The 22848-nt window shown below is 63.0% G+C and carries 21 protein-coding genes; 9 read left to right on the forward strand and 12 right to left on the reverse strand.

The annotated features are described in order from the left end of the window. Positions 1–81: 81 nt before the first annotated feature. Positions 82–1872, reverse strand: a complete 1791-nt coding sequence (locus G473_RS0122980; protein WP_029015033.1) for a gamma-glutamyltransferase family protein — start codon at positions 1870–1872, stop codon at positions 82–84. Between the two features lie 168 nt (positions 1873–2040). Here G473_RS0122980 and G473_RS0122985 point away from each other — a divergent pair, with 168 nt between their 5' ends. Beyond that, positions 2041–3039: a bile acid:sodium symporter family protein gene (locus G473_RS0122985; protein WP_029015034.1), complete on the forward strand. Its 999-nt coding sequence runs from the start codon at positions 2041–2043 to the stop codon at positions 3037–3039. A gap of 67 nt (positions 3040–3106) precedes the next feature. Here G473_RS0122985 and G473_RS0122990 read toward each other — a convergent pair whose 3' ends face one another. The 4 genes from G473_RS0122990 to G473_RS0123005 all read right to left on the reverse strand — a co-directional run bounded on the left by G473_RS0122990 (position 3107) and on the right by G473_RS0123005 (position 6680). Beyond that, complete coding sequence (locus G473_RS0122990) at positions 3107–3634, reverse strand: cupin domain-containing protein (RefSeq protein WP_029015035.1); 528 nt, start codon at positions 3632–3634, stop codon at positions 3107–3109. Positions 3635–3759: 125 nt separating this feature from the next. After that, entirely contained in the window at positions 3760–4980 is a 1221-nt protein-coding gene (locus G473_RS0122995; RefSeq protein WP_029015036.1) for an FAD-dependent oxidoreductase, read from the reverse strand. 88 nt (positions 4981–5068) lie between these two features. Next, positions 5069–5809, reverse strand: coding sequence for a GntR family transcriptional regulator (locus G473_RS0123000; RefSeq protein WP_210163387.1), 741 nt, complete (start codon positions 5807–5809; stop codon positions 5069–5071). A gap of 64 nt (positions 5810–5873) precedes the next feature. Beyond that, positions 5874–6680 carry an aspartate dehydrogenase gene (locus tag G473_RS0123005; RefSeq protein WP_029015038.1) on the reverse strand — a complete coding sequence of 269 codons (807 nt, stop codon included), beginning with the start codon at positions 6678–6680 and terminating at the stop codon, positions 5874–5876. A 101-nt stretch (positions 6681–6781) separates the two neighbouring features. Between G473_RS0123005 and G473_RS0123010 the strand changes: the two genes are divergently transcribed. The 5 genes from G473_RS0123010 to G473_RS0123035 all read left to right on the forward strand — a co-directional run bounded on the left by G473_RS0123010 (position 6782) and on the right by G473_RS0123035 (position 11391). Then, the gene (locus G473_RS0123010; protein WP_029015039.1) at positions 6782–7726 is read left to right on the forward strand and encodes an acetaldehyde dehydrogenase (acetylating); all 945 of its coding nucleotides are present in this window, start codon (positions 6782–6784) and stop codon (positions 7724–7726) included. A gap of 10 nt (positions 7727–7736) precedes the next feature. Continuing rightward, positions 7737–8765: a 4-hydroxy-2-oxovalerate aldolase gene (gene dmpG / locus G473_RS0123015; RefSeq protein WP_029015040.1), complete on the forward strand. Its 1029-nt coding sequence runs from the start codon at positions 7737–7739 to the stop codon at positions 8763–8765. A gap of 194 nt (positions 8766–8959) precedes the next feature. Next, a complete protein-coding gene (locus G473_RS29655; protein ID WP_051330628.1) occupies positions 8960–9697 on the forward strand; it encodes an energy transducer TonB family protein in 738 nt (245 codons plus the stop codon). Between the two features lie 66 nt (positions 9698–9763). Beyond that, positions 9764–10651 (forward strand): nucleotidyltransferase family protein, encoded by an 888-nt coding sequence (locus G473_RS28510; protein ID WP_154667541.1) that lies wholly within the window; start codon positions 9764–9766, stop codon positions 10649–10651. After that, positions 10648–11391 (forward strand): metallophosphoesterase family protein, encoded by a 744-nt coding sequence (locus tag G473_RS0123035; RefSeq protein WP_051330629.1) that lies wholly within the window; start codon positions 10648–10650, stop codon positions 11389–11391. The genes G473_RS28510 and G473_RS0123035 overlap by 4 nt, the downstream gene beginning before the upstream one ends. 3 nt (positions 11392–11394) lie before the next feature. On the opposite strand, the gene G473_RS0123040 is transcribed toward G473_RS0123035, so the two are convergent. The 5 genes from G473_RS0123040 to G473_RS0123060 form a co-directional block, all read right to left on the reverse strand. Then, positions 11395–12210: a DODA-type extradiol aromatic ring-opening family dioxygenase gene (locus tag G473_RS0123040; RefSeq protein ID WP_029015042.1), complete on the reverse strand. Its 816-nt coding sequence runs from the start codon at positions 12208–12210 to the stop codon at positions 11395–11397. A gap of 4 nt (positions 12211–12214) precedes the next feature. Further along, positions 12215–12487: a hypothetical protein gene (locus G473_RS0123045; RefSeq protein ID WP_035709038.1), complete on the reverse strand. Its 273-nt coding sequence runs from the start codon at positions 12485–12487 to the stop codon at positions 12215–12217. A 1-nt stretch (position 12488) separates the two neighbouring features. Beyond that, positions 12489–13310: an alpha/beta fold hydrolase gene (locus G473_RS0123050; protein ID WP_029015044.1), complete on the reverse strand. Its 822-nt coding sequence runs from the start codon at positions 13308–13310 to the stop codon at positions 12489–12491. Positions 13311–13470: 160 nt separating this feature from the next. Then, positions 13471–14640, reverse strand: coding sequence for a Rieske 2Fe-2S domain-containing protein (locus G473_RS0123055; protein WP_029015045.1), 1170 nt, complete (start codon positions 14638–14640; stop codon positions 13471–13473). Between the two features lie 78 nt (positions 14641–14718). Continuing rightward, a complete protein-coding gene (locus G473_RS0123060) occupies positions 14719–15507 on the reverse strand; it encodes a 2-keto-4-pentenoate hydratase (RefSeq protein WP_029015046.1) in 789 nt (262 codons plus the stop codon). Between the two features lie 73 nt (positions 15508–15580). Between G473_RS0123060 and G473_RS0123065 the strand changes: the two genes are divergently transcribed. After that, on the forward strand, positions 15581–16588 hold the full coding sequence (locus G473_RS0123065) for an FAD-binding oxidoreductase (protein WP_035709041.1): 1008 nt from the start codon (positions 15581–15583) through the stop codon (positions 16586–16588). Positions 16589–16682: 94 nt separating this feature from the next. On the opposite strand, the gene G473_RS0123070 is transcribed toward G473_RS0123065, so the two are convergent. After that, positions 16683–17978: an MFS transporter gene (locus G473_RS0123070; protein WP_051330630.1), complete on the reverse strand. Its 1296-nt coding sequence runs from the start codon at positions 17976–17978 to the stop codon at positions 16683–16685. A 165-nt stretch (positions 17979–18143) separates the two neighbouring features. Next, the gene (locus G473_RS0123075) at positions 18144–20405 is read right to left on the reverse strand and encodes a TonB-dependent receptor (RefSeq protein ID WP_029015049.1); all 2262 of its coding nucleotides are present in this window, start codon (positions 20403–20405) and stop codon (positions 18144–18146) included. Positions 20406–20653: 248 nt separating this feature from the next. Here G473_RS0123075 and G473_RS0123080 point away from each other — a divergent pair, with 248 nt between their 5' ends. Both G473_RS0123080 and G473_RS0123085 read left to right on the forward strand, forming a co-directional pair. After that, complete coding sequence (locus G473_RS0123080) at positions 20654–22255, forward strand: tannase/feruloyl esterase family alpha/beta hydrolase (RefSeq protein WP_029015050.1); 1602 nt, start codon at positions 20654–20656, stop codon at positions 22253–22255. 138 nt (positions 22256–22393) lie between these two features. Continuing rightward, on the forward strand, positions 22394–22810 hold the full coding sequence (locus tag G473_RS0123085) for a DUF1801 domain-containing protein (RefSeq protein ID WP_245580292.1): 417 nt from the start codon (positions 22394–22396) through the stop codon (positions 22808–22810). Positions 22811–22848: the final 38 nt, after the last annotated feature.

Below are 22848 nucleotides of genomic sequence, written 5' to 3' on the forward strand. Positions count from 1 at the left end.
GGCTTGTGATTCTGGACCCCGGCCGCAGCATGGGTGACGGTAGTGAGAACGATGTCCAATCCCATTCAACCCTGACAAACTCTACCGCCCCACGGCATAGGCCTGCATCAGCCGGGGGGTGGCGGCGGCGCGCAAGATGCCGTCGGCGTCCCGCTCCGCCGCCGTCAGCCGGCCGGCGGACCAGGGGGGGGCGATTTCCACCTGATGGCCGCGACGGCGCAGTTCCGCAATCGTATCGGGACCGAAACTTTCCTCCAGCACCGCGACGCCCAGCATTGCCTCCCGCGGGAAGAAGCTGGCCGGGAAATGGACGCTGTGGAACAGCGGCATGTCGATGCCCTGCTGCAATCCCAGCCCGTGATGGATACGGCGCAGCAGGAAGATCAATTGCCATTGGTCCTGCTGGTCGCCGCCGGGCGTGCCACAAATCAGGGCCGGGCGGCCTTCCTTCAAGGCCAGAGTGGGGGTCAGCGTCGTGCGCGGGCGCTTGCCCGGCGCCAGACTGCCGGGCAGCCCTTCCTCCAGCCAGAACATCTGCGCCCGTGTGTTGAGCGCGAAGCCCAGGCCCGGAATGGTGGGGGAGGATTGCGGCCAACCGCCGGACGGGGTGGCCGACACCATATTGCCGAACCGGTCGATCACATCGAGATGCACCGTGTCGCCGGGCTTCACGGTCGGTCGCAGATGGGCCATGGTCGGTTCCCCAATGCCCAGCCCGCCGGCTGTGCTGCCGGCCATGCGCACGCCGGCCAGCATGCGGTCCACCTGATCGCCATAACCGGGCAGCCGGCCCGGCCGCAATTCATGCGATGCCATATCGCCGATCAGCCCCCGCCGCGCCACGCCATAGGCCGGGTCCAGCAAAAGGCCCAGCGGCACATCCACAAAATCAGGGTCGCCGTAATAGGCTTCCCGGTCGGCGAAGGCGAGCTTGATCGCCTCCAGCACCAGATGGATGAAATCGGGATCGTTGGGGCCAAGGGCGCCCAGATCGAAGCCCCGCAGAATATCCAGCGCCTGCAACAGCACCGGCCCCTGGCCCCAGGGGCCGGTCTTGCACAGGGTCCAACCGTGGTAATCCAGGGTCACCGGCTGTTCATAGGTCGGCTGCCAGCCGGCCATGTCCGCCCCGGTCAACAGGCCCCGATGGCGCCGGCCGCTGGCATCCATCAGCGGTTCATGGGCGCAGAAACCGTCAATCGCCTCCGCCACGAAGCCTTTGTACCAGGCATCATGGGCGCGCAGGATCTGCTGTTCCCGGCTGCCCTCCCCCGCTTCCCGCAGGATGCGGCGGTAGGTGGCGGCAAGATAGGGGTTACGGAACAGGCTGTGCGGCGGCGGCGCCTTGCCGCCGGGCAGCCAGACCGGGGCGGAACTGGGCCATTCGGTGTGGAAAGCCTGTTCCAGCTCCGCCAGCGCCCGGGACACGCCGGGCAGCAGCGGGTGCCCCGCTTCCAGATAATGGATCGCCGGTTCCAGCACGTCGGCCAGCCGCAAGGTGCCATGGTCCAGCAGCAGCCGCATCCAGGCCCCAAATGCCCCCGGCACCACCGCCGCAATCAGACCGGAGCCAGGCACGAGATCCAGTCCCAGATCGCGAAACCGCCCGATGCTGGCAGCCGCCGGGGCCGTCCCCTGGCCGCACAGCACGCCCGTATGGCCGCTGGCGGCAGCATGGAACAGGATCGGCACCTCCCCCGCCGGGCCACAGAGATGCGGTTCCACCACCTGGAGCGTGAAACCCGCCGCCACAGCGGCATCGAAGGCGTTGCCGCCCCGTTCCAGCATCGCCATCCCCACCTGGGACGCGATCCAATGGGTGGAGGTCACGGTGCCGAACGTGCCGCGTATTTCCGGACGGGTGGTGAACATTTGCAAAGACCCCCTGAAAGGCTTTCACCGGCTGCATCATTCACCAACCGATGAGATTGACGTAGACTTTGTATGACAATAATACCAACATCTGCAAGCACGGGCTGGCGCATGACGCCGGATCGGGGTAAAGCCAATCGACTGTCAGAAAGCGTAGGGTCCCGCGTCATGAAGCGTTCTGTCTTTTCCGTCCTTGATCCTTTCCTGCTGATCCTGCTGGGTGTGCTGGCGCTGGCAGCATTGCTGCCGGTACAAGGACAGGCGGCGGAGGTGACGGATATCGCCGCCAATATCGCCATCGCGCTTCTGTTCTTCTTCCATGGCGCCAAGCTGTCGCGGGCAGCGATCATGGCCGGCATCGGCCATTGGCGCCTGCATCTGACGGTAATGGCGATGACTTTCGCCGTTTTCCCGCTGCTGGGGCTGGGAATGGGTCAGTTGCCCCCGTCCATCCTGTCGCCTGCGATCGGTATGGGTATCCTGTACCTGTGCCTGCTGCCCTCCACGGTGCAAAGCTCCATCGCTTTTACCTCCATCGCCGGCGGCAATGTGCCGGCGGCGATCTGCAGCGCGTCAGCGTCGAACCTGCTGGGCATTTTCCTGACGCCGGTGCTGGTCGGGCTGCTGATGCACACGACGGGGCAGCCCGGCATCTCGTTGGACGCGCTGGAATCCATCATGCTGCAATTGCTGGCCCCGTTCGTGGCCGGCCACCTGCTGCAGCCGCTGATCGGCCGTTTCGTGCAGAAGCACAAGCAACTGATTTCCTATACCGATCGCGGCTCCATCCTGCTGGTGGTCTATTCCGCCTTCAGCGCCGCCGTGGTGGACGGGCTGTGGCACAAGGTGGAATGGCGGGATCTGGCGGTGATCACCCTTGCCAGCCTTGTCCTGCTGGGCATTGTGCTGGGCCTGTCCATGCTGATCGGCCGGGCCATGGGCTTCAAGCGGGAAGACCGGATCGTGCTGATCTTCTGCGGTTCCAAGAAAAGCCTGGTGTCGGGCGTGCCCATGGCCGGCGTGCTGTTCCCTGCCGCCCAGGTCGGCATGATCATCCTTCCGCTGATGATGTTTCACCAGATCCAGTTGATCCTCTGCACCTGGCTGGCCGGGCGCTACCGGCAGCAACTGGAACAGGAAAAGGCGGCCGGAGAAATTGCCGGATAAAGGCAATAAAAAGCCGCCGGCCCTGTGATCAGGGGCCGGCGGCTGAACGGAAATGGTACGCTGCCGCTTAACCCTGGAGATGCGCCTCGCGCCGCTCGAACAGGGACTGGTCGGCAAAGCCGGCCACGTCCGGTCGGCCCCGGCCCAGCACCACCTGCAGGTGGCAGGGTTCTTCCGTCTCGTTCACATAGCCGTGGATGACCCCGGCAGGGCAGGAGATCATCTCCCACGGCCCCAGTTCCTTTGACAGGCGGTTGCCGTCCTCATCCTCGATAAAGACCACGCAACGCCCCTGAAGGATGAAGAAAACTTCCTCCACCTCATGCGTGTGCGGTGCGTTGCCCTGGCCGGGGGGCACCAGCATGATGGAAAGCGTGAAATTGCCGGCCGGGACGATGCCGGCATCGTCATGCTTGCCTGAAGCGCCGGCGCCGATGAACCGGTGCTGCGCCCGACGATAGCCTTCGATATTCGCGTCGGAAAAGGCATTCCAGTCCGGCACACGATCGCCGAAACGGGCGACATAGCGATCCATGATCTGTTCCAGCGTCGCGTCCTGCAGCTCCGGCGGGCGGGGGTGGCGGGCAATGCCCATCTGCTCTCTCCTGTTCGGGTTTGGCCTGTTCGGCGTTGATTTATCGGCGCAAAGGAAGGGCGCGGCGGCGGCCCATGCCGCTGAAGCCTTTAATCCCGAAGGGTCGGGATTAAAGGCTTCAGGAATCACAAGGTCGCGTCAGCGTCGACCATGCTGTCGATCAGGCAGGCACGCCGGATGAAGGCATCATGCCGGTCAGGGTCCAGTGAGGCGGCGCGGATATCGGCCAGCTTCGCCTTGCGCGCCACCGGGTCTTTTTCCCCCAGGGTGTTCTTGTTCTGGATGCTCTGTGCCTGGACATAATCGGTCTGGGCCTTGCGGCGCTGGCGGCTGTAACGGTCGAACAAGGCAGGCGCGTCGCCGCCATGGAACCAGACCTGCTCCAGCTTCTCCGCCAGATTGACGGCATCATGGATGCCGCCATTCATGCCCATGCCGCCGACGGGATTATTCACATGCGCGGCGTCACCGGCCAGCAGCACCCGTCCCTTGTTGAAGGTGGCTGCCACGCGCTGATGCACCTTGTAAAGCGCGATGGTGACAATCTCGTACCGGCCCGGCTGGGGGCAGAATTTCTGCAGCCGCGCCTCGATGGCGTCGGGTGACAGCAATTCCTCATCCGTCTGTTCCGGCAAGGTCGGGCTGACGGCGCGCCACATGCCATCCCCGTCCGGGCCGCGCGCCTTGAACAGATTCATCCATTCATCAGGATCAGAGAAATAATTGCGGTTGGAGAGATCACCGCGCAGGCCGAAAAAGTCGAATCTTGTATCGACCTTCAGGAAACGTTCCGGCCAGGTGAAGCCCTCGAACCCGATCTCCGCCAGCTTGCGGATGGTGCTGCGGCCGCCATCGCAGCCCACCAAATAACGCCCCTCGATAATTTCCATCCCATCCGGGCCGGAAACGACGGCGCGCACCCGGTCGGAAGTCTGCTCAATGGCGGTGACGCGGGTGGACATGCGCACCTGCGCCCCATCATCCCCTTCCAACCGCTTCAGGATGGTCTGGACGATCTTGTACTGCTCCCATTGCAGCACATAGGGGTGCGACGGCACCTGCCGCATCTCGCGGATATCGAAACGGCCAACCAGCTCACCCGACACGCGGTCCAGGTAATGGAAGACAGGCGAGACCAGACCCTGGTCCAGCCCGTCCTGCAACAGACCCAGTTCATCCAGCATCGCCACCGTCGGCGGGTGGCAGGAGGCGGCCCGGCAATCAATCTCCGGCTCGGGCAGCGCCTCGATCAGGCAGACCGGAATATGCCGCTGACGCAACGCATAGGCCAGCACGGCCCCGATGGGGCCGGCACCGACGATGATGACCCGATCCAAAGACTGCATGGACTCCGTCCTTCTGTAACGAGAAGGGCAGAGTAATCTTTGTATGTTTGTATGACAAACATAAAATCAGTCAGTGAATGGTTTGCCCTCAGGCTGCCGTCCCGGCACTGCGCCGTGTCGGCACGGGGGCCCCGTCCGCCGCTTCCGCCTCAAGCCGGGCGACAATGGCATTGCGGGAATTGGCCAGATGGGTGCGCATGGCCTCCACGGCACGGGTTGCATCACCGGCCTGGATGGCCTCCATCAACCGATCCCATTCCTGCATCCCCTGTTCCAGGCGGCCCGGTTCCCCCATCGACCGCAGGCGCAGGTAATTGACCCGGGCCAGCAGGGGACGAGCGACATCATGGATAACCTTGGAACCGCTGCCCTGGAGAATCGTCTCGTAAAATTCCGCGGCCATCAGGGAGAGTTGCTGGACATTGCCCTTGTTCAGCGCCTTTTGCAGATCCTTGTGGATGCGGGTCAGGCGCTTGACCAGTTCCGCATCGCCGCGTTCCACCAGCCGGCGCACGGCTTCTGTCTCCAGCATCTCACGCACCGTATAGATGTCGTGGGCATCCTGGGCGGTGACGATGGCAACGGCGATATTGCGACGCTTGCCGACCTCGATCAGGCTTTCCGACTGAAGCTGGCGCAACGCCTCGCGCACGGAAGTGCGGCTGATGCCCAGCGCCTCACACAATTCCCGCTCCACCAGCCGGGTACCGGGCGGGTACAAGCCGGTGGAAATGGCTGTGCGCAGCCGCTCCAGCGCGTGATCGCGGACCAGCATGGGGTTATCGATGATCTTCAGGTCGCTGTAATCCACGATTTGGGCCTCTGACATACTTTGTTACACGACTGCCAGGGCCCTTTTACCACAGTTTGGCGCAACAAGCTGCGAACGAATATCATATGACATCAGACAAAAGACGGAAGATGGGCAGACCATTGCCCAGACGCGCGCATTGCAGCAGGCTATAGGCGGTCAGCGCCGATGTTTTGGGATTATCCGGCGCGGCGCGGGCAAAGATATCGAAATGGAAGCGGCCGAACGGGCCTTCCGCCTCGATCAGCCCCACCGGATCGGTGACCAGACGGGAAGAGACCAGCCGCACCCGCGTACGTTCCATCCCGATGCCCGCCAGGGCGATGGCAACGGAGACATTGGCATTCTTGGGGTATGAGAGGGCGGCCTCCCGCGCATTGCCTTCAAAGAAAACACGCTCCGGCTCCGCATGGCCCAGATCCAGCACCTGTTCAGCCGCCGTGCCGGCCCAGGCATGCGGCGGCTTGTAGGAGGTGTAGGTCACATGATCAATGCCCATCAGGCGGGCGGCGGCCAGCCCGTCCAGCCCGGCAATGGCACCGGCCGGCAACAGCGCCCGTCCACCGCCCGCCTGCTCTGCGGCGTGCAGATGGTCGCGCAAAGCCGGATCGGCCAGCGCCCCGACGGAAGAGATGACAAGGTCGATGCCAGCGCGCAGCACGGCAGGTCCATAGTCAGTGATCGCCCCATGGCCAGCACATTCCAGCACCACGGACGGGGCCGTTGCGATCAGGGCCTCCACATCGAATACGGGCTTCGGCGCACTCCGGCCAGGGCGGACCAGGATGGCCTTGCATGTGTCCGCCTCCCCGATCCGGTTCAAGGTCGCGGCAATTTCGGCCCCGATGGCGCCGAAACCGATCATCGCGAAACCCGCTTTATCCGGCATCCTGCAATCTCCCCTTTTCCCGATGGATTTGTCGCTGTACGATTGTCCGACAATATTACATGTCGTGTTTGCGACGCCAACGGGAAATGGGGAGCCAGGGTTTGGCCAGAACCGCACCGGGGGACAAGATCCCCGTCGCCATTATCGGATCGGGCAATATCGGCACCGACCTGATGATCAAGATCATGCGTTTGTCGGATGTGCTGACGGTGGGTGCCTTTGTCGGCATCGACCCGCAGTCAGACGGGTTGAAGCGCGCGGCACGCCTGGGCGTGCCGGTCACCGCCGGCGGTATCGACGGGCTGGTGGCAATGCCGGGCTTCGCCGATATCCGCATCGTCTTCGATGCCACCTCCGCCAAGGCGCATGCCCATCATGATGCGGTGCTGCGCGCCCATGGCAAGCAGGTGATTGACCTGACGCCCGCCGCCATCGGCCCCTATGTCATCCCGCCTGTGAACGGGGCGGCGCACCTGTCGGCGCCCAACCTGAACATGGTGACCTGCGGTGGTCAGGCGACCATCCCCATGGTCGCCGCCGTGGCGCGGGTGGCCCCGGTCCATTATGCGGAGATCGTCGCCTCCATCGCGTCCAAATCCGCCGGGCCCGGCACCCGCGCCAATATTGATGAATTTACCGAAACCACCAGCCGCGCCATTGAGCAGGTGGGCGGGGCCACACGCGGCAAGGCCATCATCGTGCTGAACCCGGCGGAACCGCCGCTGATCATGCGCGACACGGTCTATTGCCTGTGTGACACAGCCGACCGGCAGGCACTATCCGACAGCATCAAGGCGATGGTGGCAGAGGTGCAATCCTATGTGCCGGGCTACCGGCTGAAGCAGGACGTGCAGTTTGAGAGCATCGGCGACAACGCCCCCCTCTTCATCCCGGAAATGGACCGGCATTTCACCGGCCTGAAAGTCTCTGTCTTCCTGGAGGTGGAAGGGGCAGCGCACTACCTGCCGGCCTATGCCGGCAACCTGGACATCATGACGTCGGCCGCGCTGAAAACGGCTGAGCGTCTGGCGATGCAGCAGGCTTGAGGGGGAAAACATGACCGCAAACACAAAGCCCCAGGGCAAGCTCTATATCCAGGACGTCACCCTGCGCGACGGCATGCATGCCATCCGCCACAAATACAGCCTGGACCATGTCCGCACCATTGCCCGCGCCCTGGACGCGGCCAAGGTGGATGCGATCGAAATTGCGCATGGCGATGGTCTGTCCGGCTCCAGCTTCAATTACGGTTTCGGCGCCGCCACCGATTGGGCCTGGATCGAAGCAGTGGGCGAGGTGGTACGCCATGCCAAGCTGACCACCCTGCTGCTGCCCGGCATCGGCACGGTGCATGATCTGAAACGGGCCTTTGATCTGGGCGTGCGTTCCGTGCGGATTGCCACCCATTGCACGGAGGCCGATGTCTCCCGCCAGCATATCGAAGCAGCCCGCGCCCTTGGCATGGATGTCGCCGGTTTCCTGATGATGAGCCATATGAGCAGCCCGGAAGCATTGGCCATACAGGCCAAGCTGATGGAGGAGTATGGCGCCCAGTGCGTCTATGTCACCGATAGTGGCGGCGCCCTGACCATGGAAGGGGTGACAGCCCGGCTGCAGGCCTATGACCGGCTGCTGAAACCGGAAACCGAACGCGGCATCCATGCCCATCACAACCTGTCGCTGGGCGTGGCCAATTCCATCGCCGCCGTGCAGGCGGGCGCCATCCGCGTGGATGCGTCCCTGGCCGGCATGGGGGCGGGGGCCGGCAACGCCCCGCTGGAAGTGTTCATCGCCGCCGCCGATGTCTATGGGTGGGAGCATGGTTGCGATCTGTTCGCCCTGATGGATGCCGCGGAAGATCTGGTGCGGCCATTGCAGGACCGCCCGGTACGGGTAGACCGGGAAACGCTGAGCCTGGGCTATGCCGGCGTCTATTCCAGCTTCCTGCGCCATGCGGAGAAGGCGGCCAAGGACCATGGGCTGGATGTACGCACCATCCTGCTGGAACTGGGCCGCCGCCGCATGGTCGGCGGGCAGGAAGATATGATCACCGACGTGGCGCTTGATCTGGTGAAGGCAGGCTGAACGCCATCACAACAGGGGTTCACATCTGGTCCTGCGGGTGGGGGATACCGTTCCCCCCACCCTTTTCCTCCAGTTTCTGCGTAATAACCTGTCGTTGCTTCATGTCACCCATGATCGGGCTACGGGTGCGATGTGCAATATGTTATGATATTGAGAGTCGTTATAATTACCACCCGATCCAGAGAGCAAGGCGGATGCCGGCCGATCACGCGATGGCAATGGATGTTTCCAGCTTCAAGCCACAATGGTCGTTGACGGTCGATCGGTCGACCCCGGCCGGGCGGCGGGTCTTTTCCATGGCCCTGGTCATCGCCGGCCATGTCGCCGTGGGCATCATCGCCTTTTACCAGGGCGTAGTCGTCCCGCAGCAGGTGGATATCCCCCTTACCGTCACCATGGTGGAAAATCCGGCCCCGGATCTGCCCTTACCGGAACCGCCGGCCCCCACCCTGGCGCCCGACATGATGAAGCCGCCGCCGGTCCAGGTGGCGATGCCCATCATCCCGCTGGCGGTGGAAGCGCCGCCACGGCCCAACGCAATCACCGTCGCCACCGCCCCGCCGGCACCGAAGCAGAACGCCACCAGCGACGCTGGCCCCACGCCTGTCACCACCGCTGTGTCTCCCCCCAGCCAGGGCACCCCGCCGGCGGATTACATGTCACGGCTACTGGCCCATCTGAACCAGGCCAAACGCTATCCCATGGCCGCGCGCCGGCTGCGCCACCAGGGCGTGGTCATGGTCCGCTTCACGATGGATCGCGGCGGCCATGTCGTTGCCGCCCGTCTGGAACAGCAATCGAACTACAAGCTGTTGAATGACGAGGCAATGGAGCTGCTGGCCCGCGCACAGCCCCTGCCGCCCCTGCCCGAGGATATGCCCGACCGGATCGAACTGGTGGTGCCGATCGACTTCTCCCTGAAAGCAGCCTGACCCCCGGGGAACCCCGCCTCCCCCTGCCCCGTTGCCAGCCCACAGGCATGTCGGCCAGGAAAGGGTATGGCGGTGGTGGGACCGGAAACGATAAGGACAGCGGATATCGGGGCGGCCAGTCCGTCCCTGCCCCTGGCATCGGGCGACTGTCTGCGCGGGGAACCGCCACCGGATAGCGGGCTCGCCCCGCCAGATGCAGACCTGTTCTATGCGGAAAGCCTGCGCATCCTGACGGAAAGCGGCATCCCCTTCCTGGTGGCCGGCACCTTTGCCGTGAATGTCTATACCGGCATCAACCGCGCCACCAAGGATCTGGACATCTTCTGCAAGGCGGGTGACTTCCCCCGTATCCTGCTGCATTTCAAAAGCAAAGGGTTCCAGACCGAAATCGAGGATGAACGCTGGATCGCCAAGGTGCGTCGCGGCGACTGCTTCTTCGACGTGATCTTCGCCAACGGCGCCGCGGTCGTCCCCATCTCCGACGCCTGGTTCCATGAAAGCCACACCGCCACCTATTATGGCGTGGAGGTGCAGCTTACCCCACCGACAGAGATGATCTGGTCCAAGGCCCTGCTGCAACTGCGCCACCGCTATGACGGGGCCGATATCGCGCATCTGATCCTGAAGCAGTCCGATCGGATCGACTGGCAGCGGCTGTTGAATCACATGGAGCAATATTGGGAAGTATTGCTGATCCATGTGCTGAATTTCCGCTTCATCTACCCGTCTGAACGGGAAAACGTGCCGCGCTGGCTCTATGCGGAATTGCTGCGCCGGGCCGCCGAACATGCGGACCTGCCGATCCCGCAGGTGAAGATTTGCCGAGGCCGTCTGTTCTCCCCCGTGGATTACGAGATTGATGTGGCGGAATGGGGGTTTGCCGATCTGATCGGCGCCGCCCGCCCCCAGCCGGTACAGCCCGCCCAAACCGATATCGCGGAGCAAAAGCCATGAACGACCTTCAGCTTGATGAGGCCCCTGAGGCGAAGCTGCGTGTGGCGGCCATTGGCGATGTCCATGCCGCCCCCAGCCAGCGCGGGCAATGGCGCGACATGTTCGCGGAGATCTCCACCCGCGCCGACGTGCTGTGCCTGTGCGGCGACCTGACCAATATCGGCATCGCGGCAGAGGCCGAAGCCCTGGCCGATGATCTGCGCGCCTGTTCCGTGCCGGTGCTGGCCGTGCTGGGCAACCATGACCATCAAAGCGGCCAACCGGCGGAGGTGGAGCAGGTGCTGCGCGAGGCCGGCGTCAAGTTCCTGGAAAACGAGGTCTGCACCATCAAAGGTGTGGGGTTTGCGGGGGTGAAGGGCTTTGGCGGCGGCTTCGACGACAAGATGCTGGATGCCTTCGGGGAAGCCGCAACGAAAGCCTTCGCCCAGGAAGCAGTAGACGAAGCGCTGCGCCTGGAACATGCCATCAAAATGCTGGATACGCCCGACATCGTGGTGATGCTGCATTATGCGCCCATCGCCGCCACCGTGGCGGGGGAGCCAGAGGCAATCCTGCCTTTTCTCGGCTCCTCCCGCTTTGCGGAAGCCATCGACCGGTTTGACAATGTGCGGGCCGTTTTCCATGGCCACGCCCATCGCGGCGCCTATGCCGGCCAGACGCGCCGCGGCATACCGGTCTATAATGTCGCCGCTCCCGTGGAAAAGCCGGACGGCAGGCCCTATGCGCTGATAGAGGTGTGATGGTCACCCTTGGTCAGGGGTGAGCGATACCCCCGCCATACCGCTGGCCCAGGCGGGAATAGCCTCGTAAAAGATCACTTCGCCCACAGCACCGGGAACGGCGCCGGCCATGGCGATCCAGGCATTGACCTCCAGCCCGCCATTGCCGCCATCGCGCAGGATGGCATCATTCTCCAGGGCTGCCAGTTCAGCCCCGCGCCCGCTGGTCAGCACCTCCATGATCCATCGGTCCCATTCCTCATTCACCTGTCCTTCCTCCGGCACACCCAGCCAGTGGGACAGGCCACCGCCGGCCAGCAGGGCAACGCGGAAATCACCGGGCAATTCCTCTTCCACATAGCGGCGCAGGACGGTGCCCAGTTTCCAGCATTCCGCCGGGGTCGGGGCAGGATCGCAGACCGTGTTGACGTAAAGCGGAATGGTGCGGATGGCGTGGGCGGGATCGACGATCCCCAGCGGGATCATCACCCCATGATCGGGCTTCACCGCCGCCGGCTGCATGTCAATGCCAGCGGCCTGTACCGCCTTCAACAGCCCCTGTGCCACCGTGGCATTGCCGCGGAACGGCGTGGTGGGCAGACCCATATCGCCATAGGGCGTGAAGCTGTCAGCCGTGCCAATAGCCAGCGGCTTGGGCTTCCTGATTTCAAAATTGTTCAGATGATCACTGGTCAGCACGATGATCAGTTCGGGATCGGCGGCGCGCAGGCGGCGGCCAATCTCCTTCATCCCCTCGAACACCCGCTCCGATGGCTCGGCCAGCCCTTCGGGCGTGCCCAGGACATGCGACATGGCATAAGTGCCGACAATCCTGCCCATGACCTCACCTCCGGTCGAAATAATGGCTGATGGCGAAGAAGGGCATGGTCGGCCGGCCCGACCAGATCAGCCATTTCACCACCATGTTGGGATGGATGCCCAGCGCCGACAGTTCATCCCGGCTGCCGCTGCGCAGGGTCGGGCGTACCGTTTCCGGCACGCCGAACCGGTCGAACAGGGCGTCCGGCCCGCTTTTCACCAAGGGCCGATCGGCGGGGGAACGGATCAGATGCTCGATCAGTTCATGCACGCCGGGCGGCGCTTCACGGGCCAGCATCTCAAACCTCCAGATCCAGGAAATGATCGACGGCGGCGCAGAAATCAGCCTGCGCCTCAATCATCGCCCAATGGCCACAGTTCGGCACGATATAGCCCCAGCTATTCTCGAACAGATCCAGGAACCGGTAGGCGCGGGCCAGGGTGGAGACGCCATCCTGCTTGCCATTGACCACCAGCACCGGATGCTTGATCGACCGCAGATCATCCTCGGCGAAATTCAGCGTGCCCTTGCGGGTCCAGCCATTGATGGCGGCCAGGGCAGCACGGGCTTCCGGGGGATCGACGATATCGTAGCGGTACTGCACCATCTCGTCCGACGGAACGAATCCGGGGGCCGTCAACCCGCCGATCACACGGCGCATGCCGTCCAGGGTGAAATCATAATTGAGATTATGCAGCAGATGGGCCGAGGGCTTTTCCGGGATCGGCAGGCCGGCACTGCCCATCAGCACCAGCTTGGAGACCCGGTCCGGATCGGCCAGCGTAACGCTGATCGCCGTGGCACCCCCCATGGAATTGCCGACCAGGGCGGCCTTCTCAATCCCCATTGCCTTCAGGAAAGCCAGCAGGTGGCGGCCGCGGCCGGGCTGGTCATATTCATAGGCTTCCGGCGACGGCTTGTCGGTCTTGCCAAAACCGATCATGTCCGGCGCGATGACGCGGAAGCGCTTGGCAAAATGCGGGATGCAATCCTTCCAGTTGCCCCAGCTATCCGCCCCGGCCCCGCCGCCATGTACCAGCACCAGCACGGGGCCGGACCCGGATTCCAGATAATGGGTGCGGATGCCATCCGCGTCGATGAAGTTTGAAGTGATGGTCATGGGGGTGATCCTTTGGGGGCGGGGGGCTTAACGTTGCACTTTCCGTCACCCCGGCGCAGGCCGGGGTCCAGACTGCCAATCGCTTCGCCCTACGAAACTGGACCCCGGCCTGCGCCGGGGTGACGGCAGAGAGGAAGGGCGCCTATCGGCGCCCCCCTCCTCAGCGCAGATGCGCGGGCGTCTGGATGCCGCGGCCGTGGCGGGCGGCCAGGCGGCGCCATTCCAGGATGGTTACATCCGGCTCGCACAGCATCTCGTCCACCCAGCCGAAATCATCGGCGTAGAAGGGTTCCGTCACCTCGCGCGCCCAGATGTCATCACCGTTGAACCCATCCAGCCCGTGCGGCTTCCAGACAGATTCGAACTCCCCGGCGAAGGTCAGCTTATCCTCTTCCGACGCGACCGGGCAGCCGATGGTCTGGACGTAAAGATGCGTCTTGTCATCCATCGGCACATACCATTCAAACTGGGTCAGGCCGGGACCGGGGAATTCCGCGACCTTCAGCACACCCGGCAGCCAGATGGAAGTGCCGACCGAAGCCGAGGTACCGGAGACGTTGGGCGTGCGCGGCCCGCGCACCACGACACGGCCATCAATCACGCCTTCCCACACCGGATGGTGCTGGGCGAAATCGTCGATCACACCCTTGGGCCCATCGGCCTCTTCCACCAGTTCCACCGCCCCCGGCAACGGCGTGTGGCCGATGGGGAAGTTGAAATGCCGGTAGTGACGCAGCGTCGTGTCCTTGTGAATGAAGATATGCAGGCTGTCGAAGCCGTTCTCCGCGCCCAGTCGCCAGTTGGAGTTCACGACCCGGTGCTTGCCCAGCACCATGATATCCTCATCCAAAAAGCCCGGCGGCACATCCTGGGCCAGCGGCGGCGGGGGATTATCCTCATCCGTATCACCGACAAAGACGAAGACCAGACCCTTTGCCTCCTCCACCGGATAGGAGACGATCTTGCGCCGGCCGATCAGGCGGCTGTCCGGCACGGCCAGGATATTGACCAGTTCCCCGGTCTGGAAACGGTAGGTATAGCCGTGATACCAGCAGGTGATCGTGTCCTTGGTATAGCAATCGGGCTTGCGCGACAGCGGCACGCCGCGATGCAGACACCGGTCGCGGATCGCATAGACCTTACCGTCGATCCGCTTCAGCAGAAGCTGCTCGCCCAGCACCTTGACGATCTCGATCTGGCCTTCGTCGATCTCCTTGGAGAAGCGGACCGGGTACCAATGGTTCCGGAAACCCATCTTGGCTTCCACATACCCACCCCAATCACCCACGGCCTTGGCAACGTCCGGGTTCACCAGATTCTCATCCGTCATGTCGCGTCCCTGCTGCTGGATCATACTTTGTGTGATTGTATGACAAACATTTTGTAATGCAATGCTTGTGTTGGAAAATCATGCGCTCAGGCTGAAACCCACGCGGCCAATCCCGTCGATGCTGGCTTCCACCCGGTCGCCGGCCTGGACGCCAACCATGGGACCCAGGGCGCCGGACAGGATCAGTTCGCCGGCGCGCAGCGGTTCCCCAAAACTGGCGGCACGGCGGGCCAGCCAGGCGACGGCATTCAGCGGGCCGCCCAGACAGTCCCGTCCCCGCCCGGTGGAAACCACCTTGCCGTTGACCGACAAAGACATGGCGCACTCCACCAGATCCAGCCCGTCCAGCCGGCGCGCCGGGCCGCCCAGCGCCAGCAAGCCGGAAGAAGCATTGTCGGCAATGGTATCGACGATGCGGATGTCCCAGCCGGCGATGCGGCTGCCCACAATTTCAATGGAAGGCAGCACCCAGTCGATGGCGCGCACGACATCGGCGACACTCGCATCGTGATAAGGCAGATCTTCCTTCAGCAGGAAGGCGATCTCCGCCTCCACGCGCGGCTGCTGCAGGCGGGAAAACGGCACCTCGTCGCCATCGCCATAGACCATGTCAGCGAAGAGATAGCCGTAATCCGGCTCCCCCACCCCAAGCTGAGCCTGCACCGCCTTGTTGGTCAGCCCGATCTTGCGCCCCACCGGCCGGCGCCCGGTAGCCTGCCATTCAGCGACCTGTATCTGCTGGATGGCATAGGCGCTGGCCACGTCACCGGCGGCAAAATGCTCCCGGATAGGGGCAATCGCGCCGCTGTTATAGGCCGACAGAAGCGCACCGGCCATCTGCCTGATCTTGTCCTGATGTTCGCTCAATTCCCTGTCCTCCTGTTTCATTCATGTTATATGATTGTCATACAATCATGCAAGCTAACGGTTGGGTGACGGCATGTTCAAGGCGACCTTCCTTTTCCAGGACGGGGGTGAAGTGGCGGTGGATGTGGCGCCGGATCAGACGGTGCTGGAGGCGGCAATCGCCGTGGATGCCCCGGTCCGCCATGATTGCTGTTCCGGCAGTTGCGGCACCTGCATCGCGGAACGGCTGGACGGGGATGCCACGCTGGAAGCGGGGGACATGGCCCTGCCGCTGACCCCGTCGGAACTGGCCGGCGGCCTGATGCCGACCTGCCTGACCCGGCTGGCGGGTGACACCCGCTTCCGCCTGCCCTATCCGCTGCATCCGGCAGCCCCGGAGCCGGCGCGCCATGCCGCCCATCTTCTGTCCGTCACCGCGGCCAGCCCCACGGTGCATCGCCTGCTGCTGGAGGTGGAGACGCCGGAGGATTTCGATTTCCGGCCCGGCCAGTATCTGCGCATCCGCCCGCCGGGGCTGCGGGCCGTACGCGCCTATTCCATCGCCAGCCGGCCTGCCGATTTGCCGCTGGTGGAACTGCTGGTACGCCATGTGCCGGGCGGCCAGATGTCGGAATGGCTGCGTGAAAAGGCCCAGCCGGGTGACCGGGTGGCCCTGCACGGGCCGCTCGGCTCCTTTGCCTATGATGATCGCGCTGCCGCCCATCTGTTCATTGCCGGTGGCACCGGGTTGGCACCTGTCCTGTCCATGATCCGCAGCCGCAGCGATGACAGCCCGGCCCTGCTGTGCTTTGGCTGCAGCAAGCCGGAGGATCTGTTTTATCTGGCGGAGTTGCGGGAACTGGCGGCCACGCATCCGAACCTGTCTGTCCGCGTGGCCCTGTTCGACACGGGCGGTGGTGCGGTGCCGGAAGGGGTGGCGCAGGGCACCGCCCTTTCCGTTCTGACCGACGCCGATCTGGTACCGGGCACGACCGCTTATCTCTGCGGCCCGCCGGGCATGATCAATGCCGCCAGCCAGTTCCTCGCCGGCAACGGCCTGCCCCTCTCCGCCATCCGGGCCGAGCGGTTCCTGCCAAGCTGACGGCGGGGACACGGGAAAGGCCAATAGAAAAGCCGGGAGGAACCACCCTCCCGGCTTTTCTTATCTCGATAACAGGTGTGGCGATGATCGGCTGTCACGTCACCGAGAGCGGGGCGCCACGGCGCTTTTCCGCATAGGGGCGCAGCAGCGTGACAAGCACAATCGCCATCAGACAGATCGGCACCCCCAAGGCCAGCATGGAATTGTAAGAGCCGGTCTTATCGAAGACGAAGCCGAAAATGGCCGGCCCCAAACCCATGCCCATCATCACCGCCCCGAACAGCACGCCGAAAATCGCGGCGAAACTGCGCAAGCCGAAATAGCGGCTGGTGAGATAGGCCAGCATATCCACTTCCGCCCCCAGGCTTCCGCCCAGCAGCAAGGCCGCCACCAGGAATGCCCAGGTCGGCAGATCCATCGCCAGCACGCCCAGCCCAAGGGCGGAGAGCGAAAAGAAAATGAAAGCGATCAGCCTTGCATCATGCCGGTCGATCAGGAAACCGATCAACAGCCGCCCGCCAAAGGTCGCCAGACCGAAGATGGAGGCAATCTGGGCCGCATCACGGGTGGACAGGCCCCGATCCGTCAGCATGGGCACCAGATGCGGGATCAGCCCGTACAGCACGAAGGCCAGGCTGACAAAGATCGTCACCAGGCTCCAGAAATCGCGCCGGGTCAGCGCTTCGCGCAGCGTGTCGCCGGTTTGGGCGGCAGGCGTTACCGGCGTACCCGCCGCATCCAGGGCGGGCGGCAGGCCATCAGGGGTCAGCCCCATGGCAGCGGGGCTTTCCCGCAATAAAAACAGGATCATCGGCAGGGTCAGGCAGAGCATGATCAGCCCCAACCCGACATAGCCCGTGCGCCAGCCATGGCTGGTCACCAGCCATTCGGTGAGAACCGGCACATAGGCGAAGCCCAGACCGGTACCGCTACCGGCAATGCCGATGGCCAGCCCGCGCGACCGGTCGAACCAGGAAGCCAGGACGCGCATATAGGGTACGCTGTTCGACCCCACCGCCAGCGTGCCCATGACTATATAAACGGCAACGAACTGCCACAATGCCGTTACCAGAGGCAGGGACAGCAGACACAGACCCATAATGATGATGGAAGGAATCAGCACCCGCCGCACCCCGAACCGGTCCACCAGCCGCCCTACGAAGGGCAGGGACAGGGCGGTGCAGATCATCATGATGGATACGGCACTGCTGGTCTGGGCGCGGTCCCAGCCAAATTCCTGTTCCAGGGGGCCGATCATCAGCCCCAGGGAAGCCAGCCCGAAGGCGGCCGGGCCGGTGGAAATGCCCAACAGGCTGACCAGTACCACCACCCAGCCATAGAAAGGCCGCCGGGCGCCGGCTGCCCCGTCAACTCGCGTTTCACTGTTCATCGCGTGTGCGCCCTTCTGCTTCCAGAATCCAATGATGAACCCGCAGAGCTGTTTGGCTTGCAGATTCCATGCCTATGTATGGCAGGCAGATAATTGGCAGAGGGGACGGAGCCTGTTTCCTCTCGAACCTGAAAGGAAACAGGACTTCCGCTTCCCCACTCTAGATCAGAAAGTGGTGGAAAGGGTGCCGCCGATGGTGCGCGGGCGGGTGGTATAGACACGGTAACCGTCACCCGTGACACGCAAACCAATCTCTGCGGCCTTGTCAGTCAAGTTCTCGACATAGAGGCTGGCATCCCAGGTGCCAAAGCGCGCACCCGCCCGCAGGCCCAGCAGGAAATAATCATCCAGCCGCTGGTAATTATCGTTGGTGTCGTTGAACTCGCTATAGGACGACCCGCGATAATTGAAGTTGGAGGTCAGATAGCCCTGGATATCCGGGGTCAGGTCTGTCTCGTAGCTCACCTGCCCACCGAAGGACCATTTCGGCGTATAAGGGATGCGATCCCCATCAAAGCCACCCGTTGCCGCCGTATCCGGCAGATCCTCTGACAGTTTGCTGTCGGTGTAGGTGATGCCGAAATTGAACGACAATTCCTGCGTCGCGCGGGCATTCACCTGAAACTCCACGCCATTCACATAGCTTTTGCCGGCGTTGGAGATATAGGCGAAGGTGCCGCCCGGATCGGTGACAGAAATCTGCTGGTTGGACCAGTCGATCCGGTAAACGGACAGTTCGGCGAACACCGCCCGGTCAAGCAGGTAGGATTTCACACCGGCTTCGTAGTTCCACAGCGTATCCGACGTGTAGCGCGCCGGCACGACGACGCCATATTGCGCCGCGCCATCAGCATCATTGGTGCCACCGGGGCGGAAACCAGACGCCGCGCGGGCATAGAAGCTGGTGTCCGGCGTGGCGGCATAGGTCAGCGCGAAATTATAGCTGATCTTGTCTTCCGCCGTGCTTTCATCCAGCGCCACAGTCGGCGCCGTCTGGATTGGCGAGCTGGGGAACCGCAGGCTCTGGGTTGTGACCTTATACTCTTTGATATCGGCATCATAATACCGGATACCCGCCGTGGCGGTGAGCTGGTCGGTTACCTGATAATTGCTTTCCGCGAACAGCGCATATTGGTCGATTGCGGTCTTGGAATAGGCGGAATTGATATCGTCCCGCGCCAGTCCGGAAGCAACGCAATCATCATGGAACCGGCAGAGCGCCATACCGGAAACCGGGTCGGCCACCAAGGCGGCGCTGATGCTGTCCGCCCGCTGTTCGGCATAGAAGCCGCCGACAACAATCTGCACCGGACCGGAGAAATCAGACGCGAAACGCAGTTCCGATGACCAGTTGGAGAGATCCTGGGCCTGATGGTAATCGAGAAGGGCCGGGATATTGAAGCGCCGGGCCGTCGGTGTACTGTCACGCGCCAGGAAGAAATTACGATCCAGATAGGATGTGGTCGCCGTAATGGTACCGAAATCCAGGCTGTAATCAATGACCGCGCTGTAAAGGTCGGTATTGTCATTGAAGGGCTGGAGCGTGTCCGCCTCGGCAATATAGGGGCCGGCGGAATAATCATAATATTGCGTGCCGTCGACATCGATCTTCTGATGCAACGCGGTCAGCAGGATGGACAGCCGCTCGTTCGGGGTGGCCTTAATGCTGAAACGGCCGCCGCTTACGGCCTGGTCATTGGTGTTCTTCAGCGACCGCGTGCCGCTGACCTGGTCGATATAACCGCCCCCATTATCACCCCAGACCACAGCGCGGGCCGCCAGCTTATCCTCCACGATGGGGGCATTGACCATCGCCTCCCCCTGGAAAAAGCTGTTGCCCCCCTTGACCCCGGCCACCGACATGCTGGCCCGGCCTTCCATCTCGTTCATCACCGGCTTGTTGGTGATGACGCGGACCGTACCGCTCATCGAACTGGCGCCGAACAGGGTGCCCTGCGGTCCCTTCAGCACTTCCACCCGCTCAACATCATGCAATTGGATGTTTGGTTGGTTATCGGAACCACCATCAAGACCAAGCCCAGTGATGACCGTCTCATCGAAATAAAGACCAACCGTCGGCTTGCCGGCCGAGGAAATACCGCGGACAATGATCTGGTTATCGCCAGCGCCACGATTGTTGATCTGGATGGAGGGGTTCAACCGGGCGAAGCTTTCCATACTGAAAGCCTGGCTCTTTTCAATCGCATCGCCGGCAACGGCGGCGATGGCGATAGGGGTGTCTTTGTTGGTCGTGGCGCGTTTGGTCGCCGTGACGATGATTTCCTCCAGGATCAGCCCGCCGGCTTCATCCTGGGCGAAGGCGGTGGCGGGAATTGCCGCCAATGCACATGCGAGGGCACCACATTGGAGAAGGCGTGTCTTCAAACGGGGCCGCCGGCTGGCATTTTGCGCCAGAAATTTGCTCATACCCGAGTCTCCTTGACTGTAAGCCTCTGTTTTCCCTGGTGGTTTTATTTGTTTTGTTTGCATACTGTGTTCAGTATGCAGCATTCGCTCGCCTCGTCAATCTGTATGATGTATGACAAAGTAAGTTGCCGCAAGCACTGTTGCGCCGCGGCATCGTCGGGCAGGGGAAATGGCTGTAAAAAGCAGCCGGCACGGGTATGCCGGGGCAAGGCCCGACCGACCTTGGACAGCATGAACAGGGAAACGGAATGCAAGCCTTCACACGCAAAATCGCGCTGGCCGCCGCCCTTCTGGCGGCAGGCAGCTCAATCGGGTCGGCACAGGCACAGGTACCGGCGGCCCCCATTGCCAAGGCGGGGGGCAGTCACGCTGCCGCCACGGCCTGCCAGGACATGGCGAAGGCCGATTTCACACGCTTGGCCGACTTCCCCACCGCCATCCTGTCGGCCAGTCTGGTTCCGGCCAAGGATGGCGTGGCGGAACATTGCGCCATTACCGGCACCATCCAGCCGCAAATCCAGTTTGAAATCCGCCTGCCGATGCAGGGCTGGAACGGTCGCTATTTCCAGGTCGGCTGCGGCGGTTTCTGCGGCGTGATCAATATCCAGAACTGCGCTGACGCCCAGGCCGCCAATTTCGTCGTCGCCGCCCATAATATGGGCCATGTCGGCATGGTGACGAAGGACCCGGTCTGGGGCGCGGATCAGGACCTTCGGACTGATTTCGCGGGCCGCTCCACCCATGCCATGGCCGTGGTGGGCAAGGCGATTGCCACCCGCTTCTATGGCGCCCAGCCGGAATACGCCTATTTCCGGGGCTGTTCTACGGGCGGGCGTGAGGGATTGACGCTCGCCCAGCGCTATCCGGATGATTTCGACGGCATCATCGCCGGCGATCCCGCCTTCGCCGGTCGGCTGGGGGCCATTGCCAATAATTGGGATGCACACCATCTGCTGCGCGCCGACGGGTCGGAAGTATTCACCCGGCCGAAGCTGAAGGTGCTGGCAGACGCCGTGATGGCCGCCTGTGATGAAAAGGACGGGCTGAAGGACGGGATCATCACCGACCCGCGCGCCTGCCATTTCGACCCCACAACGCTGGCCTGCCCCGAGGGACAGGAGGGTGATGCCTGTCTGACGCCAGAACAGGTGAAGACCGCCATCGCTTTGTATGATGGCCCCCGCAACAGCCGGGGTCGGGCCTTGATGCCGGGCGCCACGCCGCTGGGCAGCGAATTATCCTGGAGCGGTGCCGGCCGCCGGGCGCTGGCCGAGGGCTACCTGCGCTATCTCGCCTTCGCGGAAAACCCGCCGGCCGACTATGATTATCGCAGCTTCGATTTCAACAAGGACATCGCGGCGGTGGAAGCCCAGGCCGCGCTTTACGATCCCGTGGCCCCCTATCAGGCACCCGACCTCTCTGGCTTTGCCGCAACGGGCGGCAAGCTGATTGTCTATCATGGCTGGGCCGATGCCGGCGTCTCCCCCTATGCGCTGCTGGACTATCACGCCCATGTCGTGGCGCGCGCCGGCGGGCCGGAAAAGGCCCAGGACTGGATGCGGGTCTTCATGGTGCCCGGCATGTTCCATTGCCGCGGCGGCGACGCGCCCAACAGTTTCGACATGTTGCCGGCCATGGTGGAATGGGTGGAACAGAACAGGGCGCCAGACAGCATCCTGGCTACCCAGCGCGAAGGGGACCGTATCGTGCGCACCCGCCCGCTCTATCCCTATCCGGCGGTAGCCACCTATAAGGGCCACGGTGATGTGAATGATGCCGCCAACTGGAAGCCGGTTTCGCCCAAACATTATCCCGACGACCGGATCGATTGGATCTGGGCACCGAAGTAAACGCCCGTTGAGGGAGGGGAGATGGAACAGCCTTCGGGTCTGTTCCATCTTGCCTTGAAGTCGACCTGGGCCGATCATCCCCTTTCCATTGCATGAAATCCGGGGGGTGACACGCCAATGGGAGATGGGAACGGGGAAATGGAATCAAAGCCGGTTAAATTACTTTCGGGCGGCAATCCGCAAATTCCGAAGGGTGATGGCGATATACCGGTGCAGCGCTATATCGCCGCCATGCCGGGTTGGAAGAGCGATCTGGGCCGACGCCTGGACATGCTTATCGTCCAGACGGTGCCAGACGTGCGCAAGGCGGTAAAATGGAACTCACCCTTCTATGGCATGGAGGGTCGGGGCTGGTTCCTGTCGTTCCATGTCCTGACACGCTATGTGAAGGTTACCTTCTTCAACGGCATAGCTCTGCATCCGCTCCCGCCCGGCGGTACGGAACGCAGCAAGGAAGCGCGCTGGATCGACATCCACGAGGATGAAACGCTGGATGAAGCGCTGATGGCAGACTGGATCCGGCAGGCAGCCGCACTGCCCGGCTGGACGCCCTGATCCCCTCCACCCGAACCCAATGGCGAAGGGGGCCGCCT

The sequence above is a fragment of the Niveispirillum irakense DSM 11586 genome (assembly GCF_000429645.1).
In the GTDB taxonomy this organism is placed as follows: Bacteria; Pseudomonadota; Alphaproteobacteria; order Azospirillales; family Azospirillaceae; genus Niveispirillum; species Niveispirillum irakense.